Raw genomic sequence first — 16,371 nt, 5'->3', positions numbered from 1 at the left:
ATATAAAAATTACCTTGCATACTTATACTTGCGGTAATAATGTTGAAAAATTGCGAACGATATTAACAGTAATAATGGCAATATAAGGTTAATAAACTGCCATTTAGTTTTTGATTGTCTGAGCAGTTGTTTATCCAGTAGCCTGACCTTTACCTCTTTATTCCTCAATTCAATCAAATTATCGTCACTGGACAAATAATCTGCAACATTTAGCAGAAAAGACTTGTTTCCAAAATTCCGCTGCGTGTACCTGTCAAAACCGAGCGGAAAAACAGAACCATCCCGGTTACTTACCTGGTTCAGAAAAATATCGCCATCACCAATCACAATCATTTTAGTCTTTTTACTCTGCGCGGCAGCACCATAATTTTCCGTGACCCCCGCAGGAACCGCCCGGTTTAAAAATACCGAAGGAAATACACCTTCCAACAGGACCGCTGCATTTTGCGGGGCATTAGAAAATAATTTCTGATCCGGTGCTTCAGCAACAATCCCCAGGGACAAAAGTTTAGGCGTATTGTAAGTAATCTGGTAAGGGGACGTACGAAGGATAGCTGTTTTGCGAATTCCTTTTACCCCGATGGTATCTACTGTACTTAAAAACTCCGTTTTTATCCCATCAATATTTCTAACCATATTGTTTGACGTGTCAGGAATCAATACCGGATAATAAATCCACGGAGCCATTTGTATATCACGGCCCGATCCGCCATTCATTGCGATAGGGATCTCTGCACAATTTAAGTCAGCAACCAGGTTATAATTAACTCTGGCTCCATACATAAATAGCATATCATCCAGATTCAGCTTATTGTTGAAAGCGAGTTGTTCACCTTTACCTTGCAAACTATCCAGACTGGCACTCACCTGGTCTATACTCCAGACTACACTGCCGCCATTCATCACAAAATAATTGATCTTATATTTTACCGCTTCCGAAAGTTCACGCTGAGGTTTAGTCACGAAAAGTATTTTAAGCTTATCCAGCCCCTGTTTACTTATCTGATTCAAATCTACCCGCCCTACTTCATAACTATCAGACAACGCTTTCATCGCATCACTTAAGAACAGATCTGACGGTTCACCATTCCCTTCTGTAAATCCTATCCGGGGGTTCTCTCCTGTACTTACCTTTTTAATCGCCGAGGTGAATACATATTCGAGGTTTTGAATAGAGTTATTGATATTATCTTCGTAATTACCTCCTGCATCAAGGTTCTGAAGTAACCGAACAGGGATTTGTCTTTCCCCTGCCTGTACAATAGCCATCGGGAAAACCATTTTCTGTGTAAAGCCAGCGTCCCTTTTAAAATTCAGGTTTGTAGGCTCAATGCCAATATTGTAAAGCTGATGTAAAACAGTGTCCTGTTCCTCGGCAGGCAGTCCGCCGATCGGATCAGTAAATACAACTTTGATCTTTATGGAAGAATTCGCTTTATAATCATTCAGTAAATCTGCAGTAGCATGTTGTAACCGTTTAAAAGAGGCAGGCAGTTCGCCGTCCAAAAATACAGTGATGATAATTTGCTGCTGCACTTTATTTAAAACAGCTTTCGATTTCGGGTTTAAGGTGAATCTTTTTTCCTTCGTAAAGTCAAAACGTCTATAAAAGTAGTTTGCTGTGGTATTTAATAATATCAGTAAAACAGCGAAAAGTATTATTTTAATTTTCTTATTTACCATTTCCTACCTCCGATCACGATCCTGGTTATACCCAGAAAGGCCAGAATAAAAGTGACAAAATAGATAACATCACGTGTATCGAGCACCCCTCTGCTCATCGACTGAAAATGTGCATTGATACTCAACCAGCTAAATATATCTTCCAGTACTGTGGAAGCGAAAATCTTAGCGAGTGCATCAAAACCACTATAAGTGATAAATGATAGTAAAACAGCAACCGCAAAGGCAATTACCTGATTTTTGGTCACGGATGAAGAGAAAATACCTATGGCTGCAAAAGCTGAGCCTAACAATAACAAGCCAATATAAGAACCTGCAACTGCGCCACCGTCGATATTACCTTTCGGCAACCCTAATTGTATAATGGAATAATAATAGAGTAAAGTTGGAATCAGTGCAAATAAAACCAGTGTGAGGCAGGCAAAATATTTAGCAAGGATAATTTGCCAGTCGGTTAGCGGTCTGCTGGCCAGCAGGACATAAGTTCCCTCTCTGCGCTCTTCTGCGAAGGAACGCATCGTGATTGCAGGAATTAAAAACATAAATAGAAATGGGGTGAGGCTAAAAAAGCCATTCAGTTCAGCATAGCCATATTCAAGAATTGAAGTATCCGGGAAAAACCACAATAGCAGGCCGGAAACTAACAGGAATACACCGATGGTGATGTAAGCCATTAATGAATTTAATAAACTGAATAATTCGCGTTTAAATACTGCGTACATGAAAAATGATAATGATGCCGAAGTTAGTAAATATCGGGGGAATGGAAAACAGATTACATTTTTGCCTAATTTAGTCTCAGTTGATCATTGTTTTTATTAAAGAATACAGACCATGGGAAAATTTGATAATCGCACCGATCTATATATTGATCATGCACCGGTTTTTGCGCAGCCGATATTAAACCACCTCAGAATGCTCGTTCATGAGGCTTGTCCGGAAATTACAGAAAAGATAAAATGGGGTTGTCCGCATTTCGATTATAAGGGACCCGTCTGCCATATGGCGGCTTTTAAAAATCATTGTGCTTTTGGTTTTTGGAAAGGGGCTTTGCTTCCGGATCTGCATCACCTTGTTGGAGAAGATAAACAACATGCAATGGGCCATCTGGGAAAACTTGAATCGGTAGAAGACCTGCCTGGAGACGATGTATTGATTACTTATATACAAAATGCAGTAATTTTGAACAAAGAAGGAATTAAGCTGCCGAAAAAAGCTGTTGCTCCAAAAACAGAATTACAGATTCCTGATGACTTTATTGAAAGACTGGTTAGTGTTCCTGATGCAGGGGTTAACTTTGAGAAATTCAGTTATGCGAAAAAGAAGGAGTATCTGGAATGGTTTAATGAAGCTAAAACTGATGCCACCAGGCATAAAAGGATGGATAGTGCGATAGAATGGATTGTGGAAGGTAAATCCAGAAACTGGAAATATGAGTAGTAAATAGCAAGCTGTATAACTTATTAAAAGCAATACCCTATTGTGAGAAAAGCGTCTTAAAATAAAATTTAAGACGCTTTTCTTATCATTAGAATCAGATAAAAATCAGTCTGATAATCTTAATGCTTAAAGACCAAAGTTATAAGCTACTCTGAGGCCAAAAAAGCCAACTGAACTATTTTTTGACCATCCTTCATATTTCGCACTTAAATCAATTGCATTTTTATTGGCCATTGGTAATTCAAAACCAATACTTGGGGAATAGGCAAAAGCAGTTCCTCCACCTTCTCCAGTAAAGAAAGCAGCACCTACTTCACCACCTGCATAAAAGCCGTTAGAAATAAAATATCTTGCACCTACTTTTACAGGAATTACTCCTGCATTAGGAACATCAGTTTGATCAACGTAAAACCCATTATTATTAAGCGCCAGATAATTTACGCCACTTTTACCTATGAAGTTAACATAACCAGCAGAAGCTGTAAAATTCAGTTTTTTGGCAATTGGAGTTTGGAATAACAAAGAACCTCCAACACCAAATTTGTAAGCATCGCTTAAGCTTCCCATTGGGACAGCGAAATCAGCTCCAATGCCTAATGTTGGTCCTTTAACAGTTTGGGCAGAAACATTCGAAAATGCAAAAACTCCGGCAATAGCCGTTAACAGAAATAATCTTTTCATAATTTTTATTTACCATTTAGATATTAAAACGCCTGCAAGATTAAATAAAAAATAAACACAACGCAAGAAATATTAACTAATAATAATTTAAAATTTCATTATAATCTATTTTTAAAGACTAAAGATACTATTGTACAGGTAAATATGTTTTGAAATAAAAAAATGAAGACAAAAAAAACGCCTTAAATTTAATTTAAGGCGTTTTGAATATCAAGGTTTTATAAACCCAAATCAGTATTATTTAATTAAAGGCCGAAGTTATAAGCAAGTCTCAAACCAACAAATCCTTTAACAGGAACATAACTGTTAACATTGTTTCCACTTGACCATCCTTCGTAACGTGCACCTATTTCAACAGTAGACTTATTAGCCACAGGAAACTCAAAACCAGCTCCTGGTGAGTATACAAATGCAGTATTTGCACCTGAACTAGTTCCGATAGCAGCACCCAGTTCACCACCTACATAAAAGTTTTCGGCAACGAAGTATCTTAAACCTGCTTTTAATGGAATAGCAGCATAAGTAGGTGTTTTAAGAATACCACCTAAATATTCTTTACCTGTAAAACTCAAATATCCTGCACTACCAGTAAAATTTAAATTGTGTGCAATTGGAGTCTGAAACTGCAATGAACCACCAACGCCCAATTTATAATAATCGTTTGTCGTACCTGTAGGCAAAGCAAAATCAACCCCTATACCTAATTTCTGACCTGACATTGCAGGGTCTTTTCTTTGAGCTGAAACGTTTGAGACTGCAAAAATTCCTGCTATAGCTGTGAGTAAAAATAACCTTTTCATGATTTCTAATTTAAGTTAGCGGATATAATCCTGATATGGATTAAACAAAAAGTCTGCCAAACCTAAATAAGTTTACCAAAACACTAAATATCAAACAGTTAACAGCCTGAACAATTCCTCTAAAGAGTCAGTTTTATGTTGGTTTTTCAGCTCAATTAAGGAGGAATCTGCTACAATTTTTCCTTTATTGATAATAACTACCTGTTCGCAAAGCGCTTCTACCTCCTGCATAATATGCGTGGAAAGCACTACAGTTTTATCTTTGCCCAGATTTTTGATCAGTTCACGAATATCAGTCAATTGATTAGGATCTAAACCTGTTGTAGGCTCATCCAGAATTAACAGTTGAGGATCATGAATAATGGCCTGCGCCAACCCTACACGTTGTTTATAGCCCTTACTCAGCATTGAAATCTTTTTATGCTGCTCTTCCCCCAGTCCTACCTTTTCAATAACGTCTCTTACTTTAGCTTCCGTTTGAGACAGCTGATAAGTATTTGCTACAAAAGCCAGGAACTCGCGTACATACATATCCGTATATAAAGGTGTATTTTCCGGTAAATATCCAAGAATACGACGCATTTCCAGACTCTGGAGCTGTGAATCAAAGCCACCTAAACTGCATTTCCCGGCAGTTGGCTTCAAATAACCCGTCAGCATTCGCATCGTTGTAGACTTCCCAGCACCATTTGGCCCTAAAAAACCAAGTATTTTACCCGGCGAAGCCTGGAAACTAATACTGTCTACTGCTTTTTGCTGACCGTATATTTTGGACAGTCCTTCTACCTTTATACTCAATGGGCTAATTTTAATTGTGATTGATAGCTGATAACTATCAATTCAAAAGTAATAATTCGTATTTAATATAAGGTAAAATTACCCTTCAAATTCTATATTTGCAGTATTATGGCCAAAACGAATAACGACGAACAATTTAAAAATGTGATCTCCCATGCCAAGGAATATGGTTTCGTATTTCAAAGCAGCGAAATTTATGATGGCTTAAGTGCTGTTTATGATTATGGTCAGTTAGGTGCTGAACTAAAAAATAACATCAAAACATATTGGTGGAAATCAATGGTTCAAATGCATGAAAACATTGTAGGAATTGATTCTGCAATATTTATGCACCCGAAAGTATGGAAAGCCAGTGGTCACGTAGATGGATTTAGTGATCCAATGATCGATAACAAAGATTCGAATAAACGTTACCGTGCAGACCAGTTATTAGAAGATAAGATTACCCGTTATGAAAAAGACGGTAAAACAGATAAAGCAGCAAAATTACAAGCTGACATGGATGAAGCCCTTAAAGCTGAAAACCTGCCACAGCTTAAAGTGCTGATCGAAGAACATGAAATTGCCTGTCCTGTAAGCGGAACAAAAAACTGGACTGATGTACGTCAGTTTAACCTGATGTTCAGTACGCAGTTTGGTGCAATGGCCGAAGGTGCTGAAGAAGTTTATTTACGTCCTGAAACTGCACAAGGTATTTTTGTAAACTTCCTGAATGTTCAGAAATCAGGAAGAATGAAGATCCCTTTTGGTATTGCTCAAATTGGTAAGGCCTTCAGAAATGAGGTGATTGCACGTCAGTTTATCATGCGTATGCGTGAATTTGAACAAATGGAAATGCAATTCTTTGTGCGTCCGGGTGAAGAAATGAAATGGTTTGAATACTGGAAAGAAGCACGTTTGAAATGGCATACTGCTTTAGGTACTGACCCTGCAAAATATAAATACCATGACCATGCTAAACTTGCCCACTATGCAAATGCAGCGACTGATATTGAATTTGAATTCCCATTCGGATTTAAAGAAGTTGAAGGTATCCACAGCCGTACAGATTTCGATTTAACGCAGCACCAGGAGTTTTCTGGTAAGAAAATGCAATATTTTGATAATGATCTGAATGAAGAAGGCAAACCATATGGTAACTATATTCCATACGTGATTGAAACTTCAATCGGTTTAGACCGTATGTTCTTATTGACTATGATCGGTGCTTTTGAAGAACAGGATCTGAGCGAAGGTGAAAAAACTGATAGCCGTATCGTGCTTCATTTACACCCTTGCCTTGCTCCAATCAAAGCAGCTATCTTGCCATTAACTAAAAAAGATGGTTTACCAGAGAAAGCAAAAACGATCATGGATAACCTGAAACTGGATTATAATGTCGTTTACGAAGAGAAAGATTCAATCGGAAAACGTTACCGCAGACAAGATGCGATCGGTACACCTTTCTGTATCACTATTGACCACCAGACACTGGAAGACGATACAGTAACTATTCGTCACCGTGACAGCATGGAGCAGCAGAGAATTGACATCAAACATCTGGAAGAATTGATTTCAAATAAAGTAAGCTGGAAAAACCTGTTGAGACAACCTTAATAGTATTACAGTATAAATAAAAAGGCCTGCTCAAAAAAGCAGGCCTTTTTATTTGCCCATTCTTCTAAACTGGTTTCATTATTGCTAGCCAGATATAATTAAATCCACCTTCCTGACGTTTACCTTAAAATGAAATTCATCCTTATAGCATTCCTCCTGTTTTTTTTCAGCACTTATGCTATAAAAGCACAATCATCTGCCAGAAACTGGACACCCGAAGAACTCGAAAATGCGAATACCGCTAAAAATACGAGTTACCTCAATGACGAAGAAAAGAAAATTGTCTTTTATATGAACCTGGCACGTACCGATGGAACGAAGTTTTTTAACACTTATTTTCAGGATTTCGTGGAGGCTTACAACGTGGACATGCAGCAATACAGAAACTATGATGACCTGAAAGTCAATCGTAAGGACAAATACTACAGAGGTCTGGAAAAGGATTTGAAAACTATAAAACGCTTAACCTTATTCAGTCCGGATGAAACATTAACATGGATTTCACAGCAACACGCCAAAGACATGAAAAAGCATAACCTTGCCGGACATAATTCCAGCGACGGAAGGTCTGTATCAGACCGGATCTGGAAATATTATCCAGGGCGCGCAGTTTCAGAAAACCTTGCTTTTGGCTTCTCTAAAGGCCTCGCCAATGTCTGTATGTTATTACTTGATAAAAATGTTCCAGATCTTGGACACCGGAAAACGATTTTAGGGACAAGTTATAATTTGAGCCTGGTTGGTGTCAATATCAGCACCCATCCCGGGTATAAATATTGCGCAGTGATTGACTTTATTTCCCAGCCTGCAAGCCGTTAAAATGAGCTGTTATTTTTGATAACGAATATCAATTCATAAATTGCCCCTTTTATTAGATTTCTAATACCCCATGCGTAAAGCCGTACTCAGATTTATAGACTTTTTTTATCCTCCTTTTTCACGTTGGGTGTCTGCTCACACTTTCAGATATATTATTTCTGGTGGGACGACTGCTGCAACAGGGATTATTGTTTATTATATAGTCTATAACTTTATACTTCATCAACAGCACGTAGACCTTCCTTTTCCTCCGGGAATGATTACAGCGCCCGTTGCTGCTTTGATTATTGAGTCTGTAATTACTTTTATCATCGGGTTTTCTCTGAATAAATACCTGGTATTCACACAATCAGAGCTTAAAGGCCGGGTTCAGCTATTCCGTTACGGTACTGTTGTAGCGACGAATATCCTGCTCAATTTCGCGATGCTGAAATTACTGGTAGAAACCTTTCACCTTTATCCAACCATCGCCAAAATTATATGTACAGTCATTCTTGCTGTATTCAGCTATTTTAGCCAAAAGCACTTTTCTTTCAAGGTAAAAAAATAAATCATTTAGAAGTAAAAGGCTTACGGTTTTCTTGATAAATCGTATGGTCCACCTTATCTTTAGACAAACACAAATATAAAAGGCAATGAGCGATTTTAATGACTTTAACAACCCCCGGGTAGCCCAGCTTCCGAAACATCTTAGGCAATTTATCGTAGACCAGAACTATGCTAAATATACGCCTGTTGATCAGGCGGTTTGGCGTTACGTAATGCGTCAGAATTATAGTTATTTAAAAGATGTTGCTTATTATCCATATATCAAAGGTTTACAGCGCGCGGGATTAAGTATAGAATATATCCCGGATTTGCAAACGATGAATGACAACCTTGGTAAATTAGGCTGGGGAGCTGTTACTGTGGATGGATTTATTCCCCCTGCAGCATTTATGGAATACCAGGCTTACCATGTGCTTGTTATTGCAGCAGACATCCGTCAGATTAACCATATTGAATATACACCAGCTCCGGATATTATCCATGAGTCGGCTGGCCATGCTCCTATTATTGCGGATGCTGATTACAATAGTTACCTGAGTTATATAGGCTCTATTGGCGCTAAGGCGATGTTTTCAGCAAAAGATTTTGAATTATATGAGGCTATCCGTGCTTTATCGATTTTAAAAGAAGCAGTAGATATTCCTGAATTTGAGATTACCAGGGCGGAAGAGCAGTTACAGGAAATTTCAGCTAATATGGGTGAACCTTCAGAAATGGCGCTATTGAGCAGATTGCATTGGTGGACCGTAGAATATGGTTTAATCGGCAGTTTAACCGACCCTAAAATATATGGTGCAGGCCTGCTTTCTTCGATTGGGGAAAGTTCGAGCTGTATGACAGCAAACGTTAAAAAGCTCCCTTATACTATAGATACGCTGAATTATTCCTATGATATTACCAAAACGCAGCCGCAGCTTTTCGTTACAGAAACCTTTCAGAACCTGATTGATGTACTGGAACAATTTGCCAATACGATGGCTTTTAGAAAAGGTGGTGCTGAAAGTGTACGCAAAGCGATGGACTCTAAAAACCCGGCAACGGCAGTTTACAGTTCAGGTTTGCAGGTAACCGGCGTATTCAGTGACATGGGACTGAACGATTCAGGAGAACCTATTTTTATTAAAACTACAGGGCCTTCTGCGCTTTCAATTGCTAATACCCAACTGGATGGCCATGGTAAAGTTTACCATAAAGACGGTTTTTCATCACCGGTAGGTAAGCTGAAAAACACTGCTTTACCGCTGGAAAACTTTGGCAGTGATGCGCTTTTTGCTTTTGGAATTATCGAAGGAAATACGACTGAACTGGTTTTTGAAAGTGGTATCCAGGTAAATGGAGTGGTCAAAGCAGTTTACAAACATGAAGATCAGGTAATTCTGATTGCTTTTGAAGATTGTACAGTTAAAGAGCAAAATGGAAATATCCTTTTCCAGCCAGAATGGGGTACTTACGATATGGCTGTCGGTAACTCGATTGTATCTGTATTTAACGGCGCAGCAGATAAAGATGCTTACGAGGAGATCACTTATATCAGTGATAAACAAACTGAAAAGATTGTTTATGATGAAGCTACGAATCAACTGCACGACATTTACAGGGCAGTAAGACAGATCAGAGAAGAAGGTATTGGTGAAGACCTTTTACCAGCTCTGTTTGAAAACTTAAAAACTGCTTATCCTCAGGATTGGCTTTGTGCTTTGGAGATCCTGGAAATTGCACATTATAACCAAACCGGGCATGACTTTGAACAGGAAATAAGGGTTTACCTGGAAGCGAAAGCCGTAGCTGAACCACAACATCAAAAACTGATTCAGGATGGCTTACACGTGATAGAGAACCCTGTTACACAATTAATTACGGAAGAAGATTAAACATGAATATTGTATTAACAGGAGCAAGCAGTGGAATAGGTTTTGAAGCTGCTTTAGAATTTACGTTACAGACTGAAAACAAGGTAGTTTGCATTGCCAGATCTGCTGATAAACTGAGAAAATTATTAGAAATTGCCAAAGGTATTAATCCGGATTGCACATTGCTCCCGGTTGAATTTGATATTATAAACGATGATTATGCGGCTTTAGTCCCTTTTTTGAAAGAAAGGCTGGGCACGGTAGATATTCTGATCAACAATGCAGGTGCATTGATTAATAAACCATTTTTAGAGCTTTCTGCAGAAGATTTAAACCAGATGTTTCAAAGTAATGTGACGGGTCATTTTAACATGATCCAGAATTTGCTGCCATTGATGCACAATGGAAGTCATATTGTAAATATAGGAAGTATGGGTGGCTTCCAGGGCAGTGTTAAATTCCCGGGACTTGCAGCCTATTCCTCAAGTAAAGGTGCATTGCATACGTTAACGGAGTGCCTGGCTTTTGAATTAGCTGACACGGGGATTAAGATAAACTGCCTGGCTTTAGGGTCAGCCCAGACGGAAATGCTGGAACAGGCTTTCCCGGGTTATCAGTCTCCTGTAATGGCATTTGAAATGGGTAAATATGTAGCTGACTTTGCAAGAACCGGTCATAAGTTTTTCAATGGGAAGATCATTCCTGTTGCTGTTACTACTCCTTAGCTTCACAAAGCAATAAAAAAAGCCATCCTGCTATATAGCAAGATGGCTTTTTTTATTGCTTTGTGAAATATTTTGATAACTTAGCGGACGATATATGAAGAAAAGCCTGTTATTATTCTGCTTCGTAGTTCTTTTTGCCGCTTCCGGCAAGTCGCAGACCGTTCCTGTTAAATACCAGGAATTACTCAAAAAAATGGTTGCGAATAAAACCTCTGATCAATTGATAGGTTTTGCAAAAACACTCATCGGAATTCCTTACAGATATGCTTCAAGTAACCCGGCTACCGGATTTGATTGCTCAGGTTTTGTGAGTTATGTATTTCATAACTTCGGTGTCAATGTTCCGCGTTCTTCTACAGAATTCAACCAGGCAGGAACTCCGGTTAAACTGGAAAATGCAAAGGTTGGTGATGTACTTATCTTTACCGGAACCAATCCAAGAAAACGTGTGGTAGGCCACGTTGGCATTATTGCAGACATTGAAGGAGATACTATTAAGTTCATCCATTCTACCTCTGGCAAAGCACACGGTGTAACCGTTACCACACTTAATCCCTATTACAAAAGCCGCCTGATGAGAGCGGTTAGTATTCTTTAATAATATACTTAGCTTTCCAGCAAAACTACCTTCAAAGCGTTAGGCACTTCACCCCTGCTTAACATTTCTTTAGCCAGTTCATGTAATTCACGCTGACGGTTTACACCATCACCAATCGTAGCATCCAATACCTCTTTAACAGCAGGATGACTTCTGATCAGGTCGATTTCTTCTTCTGAAGGAACTTTTTCGATGTTACCCAGCATCCCCAGATCATTCCCGCTCAATACATAAGAATTTCTTACCCCATGAGGCAAAGCATCAATACCAATACCCAATGTGGTTAATGGTTTTGCAACTTTAAACAGATTATCTGCCGTTACCCGGCAATACCAGTCACCACCTAAACGTGCTACTAAATCTATTTTCTCCTGGTCAATTTTTCCATCCTCATCTAAAATCTCTTCCTTGATGTGGATCAGTTTTATTTCAGCAAGGATCAGGTTTCCAGCACCAGGATTATCCCCAAGGTGAATCACTTCTGTTACAATACACTCCATTTGAACTGGAGCCTCAGCAACACGTGGTGGCTTAACCAATTGCGAAGGATGCATGGTAAAACCAGCTTTTTCAAACTCATTGATACCTTTTGCATATTCCGTACTCGCCAGGCTCATTTGCTGTACCATTGGGTAATTCACGATATTAATCACACATTCCTTAACTTCCAGAATGTTTTCCAGCGTGTGTTTGGTCGTATTATCCCTTACCCTTCGCGCTGGTGAAAACACACACAGCGGTGGATTTGTACTAAACATATTGAAGAAACTGAAAGGACTTAAATTGATATTTCCTTCTTTGTCAATCGTAGTAGCGAAACATATCGGTCTTGGCGCAACTGCATATTGCAAGTAATTTTGCAGTTGCGCCGGACTCAACTCTGAAGTTTTTACTGTCAGCATTATTTTTTAAGAGCTAGAATAGAAAAATCAGTATCCACTTTGCGGATTGTATTGCTTAAACGGCCAAGACCGGTAATTTCCATTTCTACCACATCACCGTCCTGTAACCATTGTGGCTTAAAGTTCGGATCATTTAACAAACCTGTACCATTCAATTCCAAAAAGCAGCCTGTACCTACTGTACCTGAACCGATAACATCGCCTGGTAAAATATCCACTCCATAAGCACAACGCTCAATAATTTCAGCAAATGTCCAGTCCATATCAGCTGTATTCCCTGCTGAAACCTGGATTCCGTTCACCGTACAGGTCATTTCCAGGTTATAGCTGTTTCCAACATGTCCTGCTTTAGGAGCAGTTTTATATTCTTCCAGCTCATCAGGAGTGACTAACCATGGGCCGATTACTGTAGAAAAGTCTTTTCCTTTTGCAGGGCCTAAGTTTAATAACATTTCTTCCATTTGCAGCGTTCTGGCACTCATATCATTCATAATCATATACCCTGCGATATACGCATCAGCTTCAGCAGCTTTGATGTTTCTTCCTTTTTTACCGATAACCACCGCCACTTCCAGTTCAAAATCAAGCTTTTGGAAGTGATCAGGCATACATTCAATCTCTCCGGGGCCTTGTATCGCATTGTGGTTGGTAAAATAGAATATAGGATATTGATCAAATTCAGCAATCATGTCTACTTTGCGGTTTCTGCGTGCGGCAGCAACGTGCTGACGGAAAGCATAACCGTCTCTGCAAGAGCTTGGATGCGGAACTGGCGCTACAACTTCATAAAAAGCTTCTTCTTTAGGTTCGATTTCACCCGATTTGATTTTAGCATCAATTGCCAATGCCCGTTCCATCAGTACTTCGGAATCTTTTAAAAACCCGTTCATATCATTTGGGATCTGCTTATCGCAAGAATTCAAATTATAAATATGCCCGCTGATGAAAACACCAAGATGTTCTCTGTCTTCTGTTTTGTAGGATACTAATTTCATATAGTTTTATTTTTGGTAGCACAATGTACAGTGCTTCAAAGCTAGAGAATTTAGCCCACAATGAACAAAAGCCTTTGAAATAAATGACAATAGATTGTATGGTATAAATTTGATAGCTAACAATATAATTCTTAATTTAGCCTTCGCAACAATGACAAAGCGCAAATTAAAATATCTGGATCGTATTGCCAGCCAAGTACTGGCCGGGTTCAGGTATGCTATGCTCTCTAAGATCATTTTTGCACAATACTCCATTTAAGCTTCTTTCTCAAGCTATCGTATACTAAACGTTCTCACGTTTTTTATTCATCCTACATTTCAACCATTTTATAACCTATAGATATGCCTATTTATCATACCTTAGGAACCATTCCACCTAAAAGACACACGGTTTTTAGAAAGCCGAACGGTGAGCTTTATGCAGAGGAACTGGTATCCACTGAAGGATTTTCGAGCCTGTATTCGCTTGTCTATCACTGTCATCCACCAACGATTGTTAAATCGCTCGGAGAACCTTATTCTGTAGAACCTAAAATTGCCAGGGAGAAACATCTGAAACATACTTCTCTGATCGGTTTTAATGTGGCTCCCGAAGACGACTATCTGAAAAGCAGGAAACCAGTACTGGTTAACAGCGATTTGCATATTTCTCTCGCCGCACCAAGGAAATCCATGACTGATTATTTCTATAAAAACAGTCAGGCAGATGAGGTAATTTTCATCCACCAGGGAACAGGAACGTTAAAAACAGGCTTTGGAAAGATTCGTTTTGCTTATGGTGACTACCTGGTTATACCGCGCGGTACTATCTACCAGATGGAATTTGATGATGAAAAGAACCGTTTATTCATCGTGGAAAGTTTCAGTCCGATCAGATCTCCAAAACGTTACAGAAATGAATATGGCCAGCTGATGGAACATTCTCCTTATTGTGAGCGTGACATCAGAAGACCTGCAGATCTGGAAACGATTGATGAATTTGGCGACTTTAAAGTATTGATCAAAAAACAAGGATTAATGTACCCTTATACTTATGGTACACACCCTTTTGATTTTGTAGGCTGGGATGGCTTCCATTACCCCTGGGCTTTCTCTATTCATGATTTCGAGCCGATTACCGGCCGTCTCCATCAGCCACCACCTGTACATCAGACATTTGAAGGACACAATTTCGTGATCTGCTCTTTTGTTCCGCGCAAATTTGATTACCACCCTTTATCTATTCCTGCCCCTTACAACCACAGTAATGTAGACAGCGATGAGGTCTTGTACTATGTAGATGGTGATTTTATGAGCAGAAAAAGTGTAGTTAAAGGTCAGATCACGCTCCACCCCGGAGGTATTCCACATGGACCACACCCTGGTACAGTGGAAAAATCAATCGGCAAAGAGAGTACAGAAGAACTTGCGGTGATGATCGATCCTTTTCGCCCTTTAATGCTCACAGAGGATGCGTTGGCGATTGAGGACCCAAACTACCATAAGAGCTGGCAAATCAATGTAGAATAATCAAAAACTAACTTATTATACCTGAACAATTTCTTTAATTAAATAAAAAGACAAAAACATGCAAACACTAGTTGTAGAAAAAGACACAGAAGTGCGTGATTTCCTGCCACTTAATGGTACAGACCATTTAGAGCTATATGTAGGTAATGCAAAACAATCTGCACACTTTTATAAAACAGCCTTTGGGTTCGAAACTGTGGCATATGCAGGCCCGGAAACCGGCCTGAGAGACAGAGCTTCCTATGTATTACAACAAGGAAAAATAAGATTGGTACTGACTACACCAATGGGCTCTGAAGGCGTAATTGCAGAACATATTAAAACACACGGTGATGGGGTAAAAATCCTTGCATTATGGGTTGATGACGCTTACAAATCGTATGAGGAAACCATTAAACGCGGCGCTGTTTCTTACCAGGAGCCTCAAACTTTAACAGATGAGTTTGGTGAAGTTCGTACCGCAGGTATTTATACTTATGGTGAAACTGTCCACTTGTTTGTAGAACGCAAAAACTATAAAGGTTCATTTATGCCTGGTTATGTTGCTGTAGAAGGCGGTTATCAACCAGGAAGCACTGGCCTTTTATATATTGACCACTGTGTTGGAAATGTAGGCTGGAACAGAATGAACGAAGCTGTGAAGTGGTATGAAGATGTCATGGGCTTCAGAAACATCCTTTCATTTGATGATAAACAAATCAACACGGAATACTCTGCTTTAATGAGTAAGGTGATGAGCAACAAAAATGGATATGTGAAATTTCCGATCAATGAGCCTGCCGAAGGTAAAAAGAAATCGCAAATTGAAGAGTACCTGGAGTTTTACAATGGGGAAGGCGTACAGCATATTGCAGTAGCTACACATGATGTTATTCAGACTGTAAGAGAGATGAAGGCACGTGGAGTAGAGTTTTTGAGTCCTCCCCCAAAAGCTTATTATGATACTTTACTGGAACGTGTAGGAAAAATCGACGAGGATATTGCGCCTTTACAGGAACTGGGAATTTTAGTTGACCATGATGAAGAAGGTTATTTACTGCAGATTTTCACTAAACCAGTGCAGGATCGTCCGACGTTGTTCTTCGAAATTATCCAGAGAAAAGGTGCCCAATCCTTTGGTGCGGGAAACTTTAAAGCTTTGTTTGAATCTTTAGAACGTGAGCAGGAATTAAGAGGTAATCTTTAATTTCCCGGAAGGTTTAACCTTCAAAATAGTATAAAAAGCAGGTGTTATTAATTGGCCGCGTTACGCTGTCTGAGGGGGTAGCGAACGTTAAGCCAGGTAACTAACACTTGTTTTTTTATAAAAGATTGGACGTACACATAGGGGTATTCTCTGTTTTGTACGTTTAATCAATTAATACTTTAAGCCGTAATTAAATTTACCGGTTTAATTTTCAAACTTATTGAGCTTTATCGGGTTATG

Annotated in this window: 16 protein-coding genes; 9 read left to right on the top strand and 7 right to left on the bottom strand. The window is 39.1% G+C overall.

The annotated features are described in order from the left end of the window. Positions 1 to 9: 9 nt before the first annotated feature. Positions 10 to 1,683 (bottom strand): gliding motility-associated ABC transporter substrate-binding protein GldG, encoded by a 1,674-nt coding sequence (gene gldG, locus LY11_RS10640; protein WP_111633692.1) that lies wholly within the window; start codon positions 1,681 to 1,683, stop codon positions 10 to 12. Continuing rightward, complete coding sequence (gene gldF / locus LY11_RS10635) at positions 1,677 to 2,405, bottom strand: gliding motility-associated ABC transporter permease subunit GldF (RefSeq protein ID WP_111633691.1); 729 nt, start codon at positions 2,403 to 2,405, stop codon at positions 1,677 to 1,679. The genes gldG and gldF overlap by 7 nt, the downstream gene beginning before the upstream one ends. 112 nt (positions 2,406 to 2,517) lie before the next feature. Between gldF and LY11_RS10630 the strand changes: the two genes are divergently transcribed. Beyond that, positions 2,518 to 3,123: a YdeI/OmpD-associated family protein gene (locus LY11_RS10630; protein ID WP_111633690.1), complete on the top strand. Its 606-nt coding sequence runs from the start codon at positions 2,518 to 2,520 to the stop codon at positions 3,121 to 3,123. A 126-nt stretch (positions 3,124 to 3,249) separates the two neighbouring features. Here the strand turns inward: LY11_RS10630 and LY11_RS10625 are convergent, their stop codons facing one another. The 3 genes from LY11_RS10625 to LY11_RS10615 all read right to left on the bottom strand — a co-directional run bounded on the left by LY11_RS10625 (position 3,250) and on the right by LY11_RS10615 (position 5,402). Then, the gene (locus tag LY11_RS10625; RefSeq protein ID WP_111633689.1) at positions 3,250 to 3,804 is read right to left on the bottom strand and encodes a hypothetical protein; all 555 of its coding nucleotides are present in this window, start codon (positions 3,802 to 3,804) and stop codon (positions 3,250 to 3,252) included. 245 nt (positions 3,805 to 4,049) lie between these two features. Further along, positions 4,050 to 4,604: an outer membrane beta-barrel protein gene (locus tag LY11_RS10620; protein ID WP_111633688.1), complete on the bottom strand. Its 555-nt coding sequence runs from the start codon at positions 4,602 to 4,604 to the stop codon at positions 4,050 to 4,052. A 90-nt stretch (positions 4,605 to 4,694) separates the two neighbouring features. Beyond that, the gene (locus tag LY11_RS10615) at positions 4,695 to 5,402 is read right to left on the bottom strand and encodes an ATP-binding cassette domain-containing protein (protein WP_111633687.1); all 708 of its coding nucleotides are present in this window, start codon (positions 5,400 to 5,402) and stop codon (positions 4,695 to 4,697) included. A 108-nt stretch (positions 5,403 to 5,510) separates the two neighbouring features. On the opposite strand from LY11_RS10615, the gene LY11_RS10610 reads away from it, so the two are divergent. The 6 genes from LY11_RS10610 (at position 5,511) to LY11_RS10585 (ending at position 11,539) form a co-directional block, all read left to right on the top strand. Next, complete coding sequence (locus LY11_RS10610; RefSeq protein ID WP_111633686.1) at positions 5,511 to 6,998, top strand: glycine--tRNA ligase; 1,488 nt, start codon at positions 5,511 to 5,513, stop codon at positions 6,996 to 6,998. A 129-nt stretch (positions 6,999 to 7,127) separates the two neighbouring features. After that, positions 7,128 to 7,817, top strand: a complete 690-nt coding sequence (locus tag LY11_RS10605) for a CAP domain-containing protein (protein WP_111633685.1) — start codon at positions 7,128 to 7,130, stop codon at positions 7,815 to 7,817. A gap of 70 nt (positions 7,818 to 7,887) precedes the next feature. Then, on the top strand, positions 7,888 to 8,367 hold the full coding sequence (locus LY11_RS10600) for a GtrA family protein (RefSeq protein ID WP_111633684.1): 480 nt from the start codon (positions 7,888 to 7,890) through the stop codon (positions 8,365 to 8,367). Positions 8,368 to 8,452: 85 nt separating this feature from the next. Next, complete coding sequence (locus LY11_RS10595) at positions 8,453 to 10,237, top strand: aromatic amino acid hydroxylase (protein WP_111633683.1); 1,785 nt, start codon at positions 8,453 to 8,455, stop codon at positions 10,235 to 10,237. A 2-nt stretch (positions 10,238 to 10,239) separates the two neighbouring features. After that, entirely contained in the window at positions 10,240 to 10,941 is a 702-nt protein-coding gene (locus LY11_RS10590; RefSeq protein ID WP_111633682.1) for an SDR family oxidoreductase, read from the top strand. Between the two features lie 94 nt (positions 10,942 to 11,035). Next, complete coding sequence (locus LY11_RS10585; protein WP_111633681.1) at positions 11,036 to 11,539, top strand: C40 family peptidase; 504 nt, start codon at positions 11,036 to 11,038, stop codon at positions 11,537 to 11,539. A gap of 8 nt (positions 11,540 to 11,547) precedes the next feature. Here the strand turns inward: LY11_RS10585 and LY11_RS10580 are convergent, their stop codons facing one another. Together LY11_RS10580 and LY11_RS10575 are read right to left on the bottom strand one after the other, a co-directional pair. After that, positions 11,548 to 12,441: a flavin reductase family protein gene (locus tag LY11_RS10580; protein ID WP_111633680.1), complete on the bottom strand. Its 894-nt coding sequence runs from the start codon at positions 12,439 to 12,441 to the stop codon at positions 11,548 to 11,550. Then, positions 12,441 to 13,436, bottom strand: coding sequence for a fumarylacetoacetate hydrolase family protein (locus tag LY11_RS10575; protein ID WP_111633679.1), 996 nt, complete (start codon positions 13,434 to 13,436; stop codon positions 12,441 to 12,443). The genes LY11_RS10580 and LY11_RS10575 overlap by 1 nt, the downstream gene beginning before the upstream one ends. Positions 13,437 to 13,778: 342 nt before the next feature. Here LY11_RS10575 and LY11_RS10570 point away from each other — a divergent pair, with 342 nt between their 5' ends. Further along, positions 13,779 to 14,945 carry a homogentisate 1,2-dioxygenase gene (locus LY11_RS10570; protein WP_111633678.1) on the top strand — a complete coding sequence of 389 codons (1,167 nt, stop codon included), beginning with the start codon at positions 13,779 to 13,781 and terminating at the stop codon, positions 14,943 to 14,945. A 58-nt stretch (positions 14,946 to 15,003) separates the two neighbouring features. Beyond that, positions 15,004 to 16,131: a 4-hydroxyphenylpyruvate dioxygenase gene (gene hppD, locus LY11_RS10565; RefSeq protein WP_111633677.1), complete on the top strand. Its 1,128-nt coding sequence runs from the start codon at positions 15,004 to 15,006 to the stop codon at positions 16,129 to 16,131. Positions 16,132 to 16,371: the final 240 nt, after the last annotated feature.

This window comes from Pedobacter cryoconitis (genome assembly GCF_003259615.1).
In the GTDB taxonomy this organism is placed as follows: Bacteria; Bacteroidota; Bacteroidia; order Sphingobacteriales; family Sphingobacteriaceae; genus Pedobacter; species Pedobacter cryoconitis.
Note: the sequence above shows the minus strand (reverse complement) of the source record. Positions and strands in the feature narration are given on the sequence as shown.

Bases quoted from the DNA above. Each gene is read 5' to 3' on its own strand.
- gldG (WP_111633692.1), bottom strand. From the start codon at position 1,683: ATGGTAAATAAGAAAATTAAAATAATACTTTTCGCTGTTTTACTGATA.
- gldF (WP_111633691.1), bottom strand. From the start codon at position 2,405: ATGTACGCAGTATTTAAACGCGAATTATTCAGTTTATTAAATTCATTA.
- LY11_RS10630 (WP_111633690.1), top strand. From the start codon at position 2,518: ATGGGAAAATTTGATAATCGCACCGATCTATATATTGATCATGCACCG.
- LY11_RS10625 (WP_111633689.1), bottom strand. From the start codon at position 3,804: ATGAAAAGATTATTTCTGTTAACGGCTATTGCCGGAGTTTTTGCATTT.
- LY11_RS10620 (WP_111633688.1), bottom strand. From the start codon at position 4,604: ATGAAAAGGTTATTTTTACTCACAGCTATAGCAGGAATTTTTGCAGTC.
- LY11_RS10610 (WP_111633686.1), top strand. From the start codon at position 5,511: ATGGCCAAAACGAATAACGACGAACAATTTAAAAATGTGATCTCCCAT.
- LY11_RS10605 (WP_111633685.1), top strand. From the start codon at position 7,128: ATGAAATTCATCCTTATAGCATTCCTCCTGTTTTTTTTCAGCACTTAT.
- LY11_RS10600 (WP_111633684.1), top strand. From the start codon at position 7,888: ATGCGTAAAGCCGTACTCAGATTTATAGACTTTTTTTATCCTCCTTTT.
- LY11_RS10595 (WP_111633683.1), top strand. From the start codon at position 8,453: ATGAGCGATTTTAATGACTTTAACAACCCCCGGGTAGCCCAGCTTCCG.
- LY11_RS10590 (WP_111633682.1), top strand. From the start codon at position 10,240: ATGAATATTGTATTAACAGGAGCAAGCAGTGGAATAGGTTTTGAAGCT.
- LY11_RS10585 (WP_111633681.1), top strand. From the start codon at position 11,036: ATGAAGAAAAGCCTGTTATTATTCTGCTTCGTAGTTCTTTTTGCCGCT.
- LY11_RS10580 (WP_111633680.1), bottom strand. From the start codon at position 12,441: ATGCTGACAGTAAAAACTTCAGAGTTGAGTCCGGCGCAACTGCAAAAT.
- LY11_RS10575 (WP_111633679.1), bottom strand. From the start codon at position 13,436: ATGAAATTAGTATCCTACAAAACAGAAGACAGAGAACATCTTGGTGTT.
- LY11_RS10570 (WP_111633678.1), top strand. From the start codon at position 13,779: ATGCCTATTTATCATACCTTAGGAACCATTCCACCTAAAAGACACACG.
- hppD (WP_111633677.1), top strand. From the start codon at position 15,004: ATGCAAACACTAGTTGTAGAAAAAGACACAGAAGTGCGTGATTTCCTG.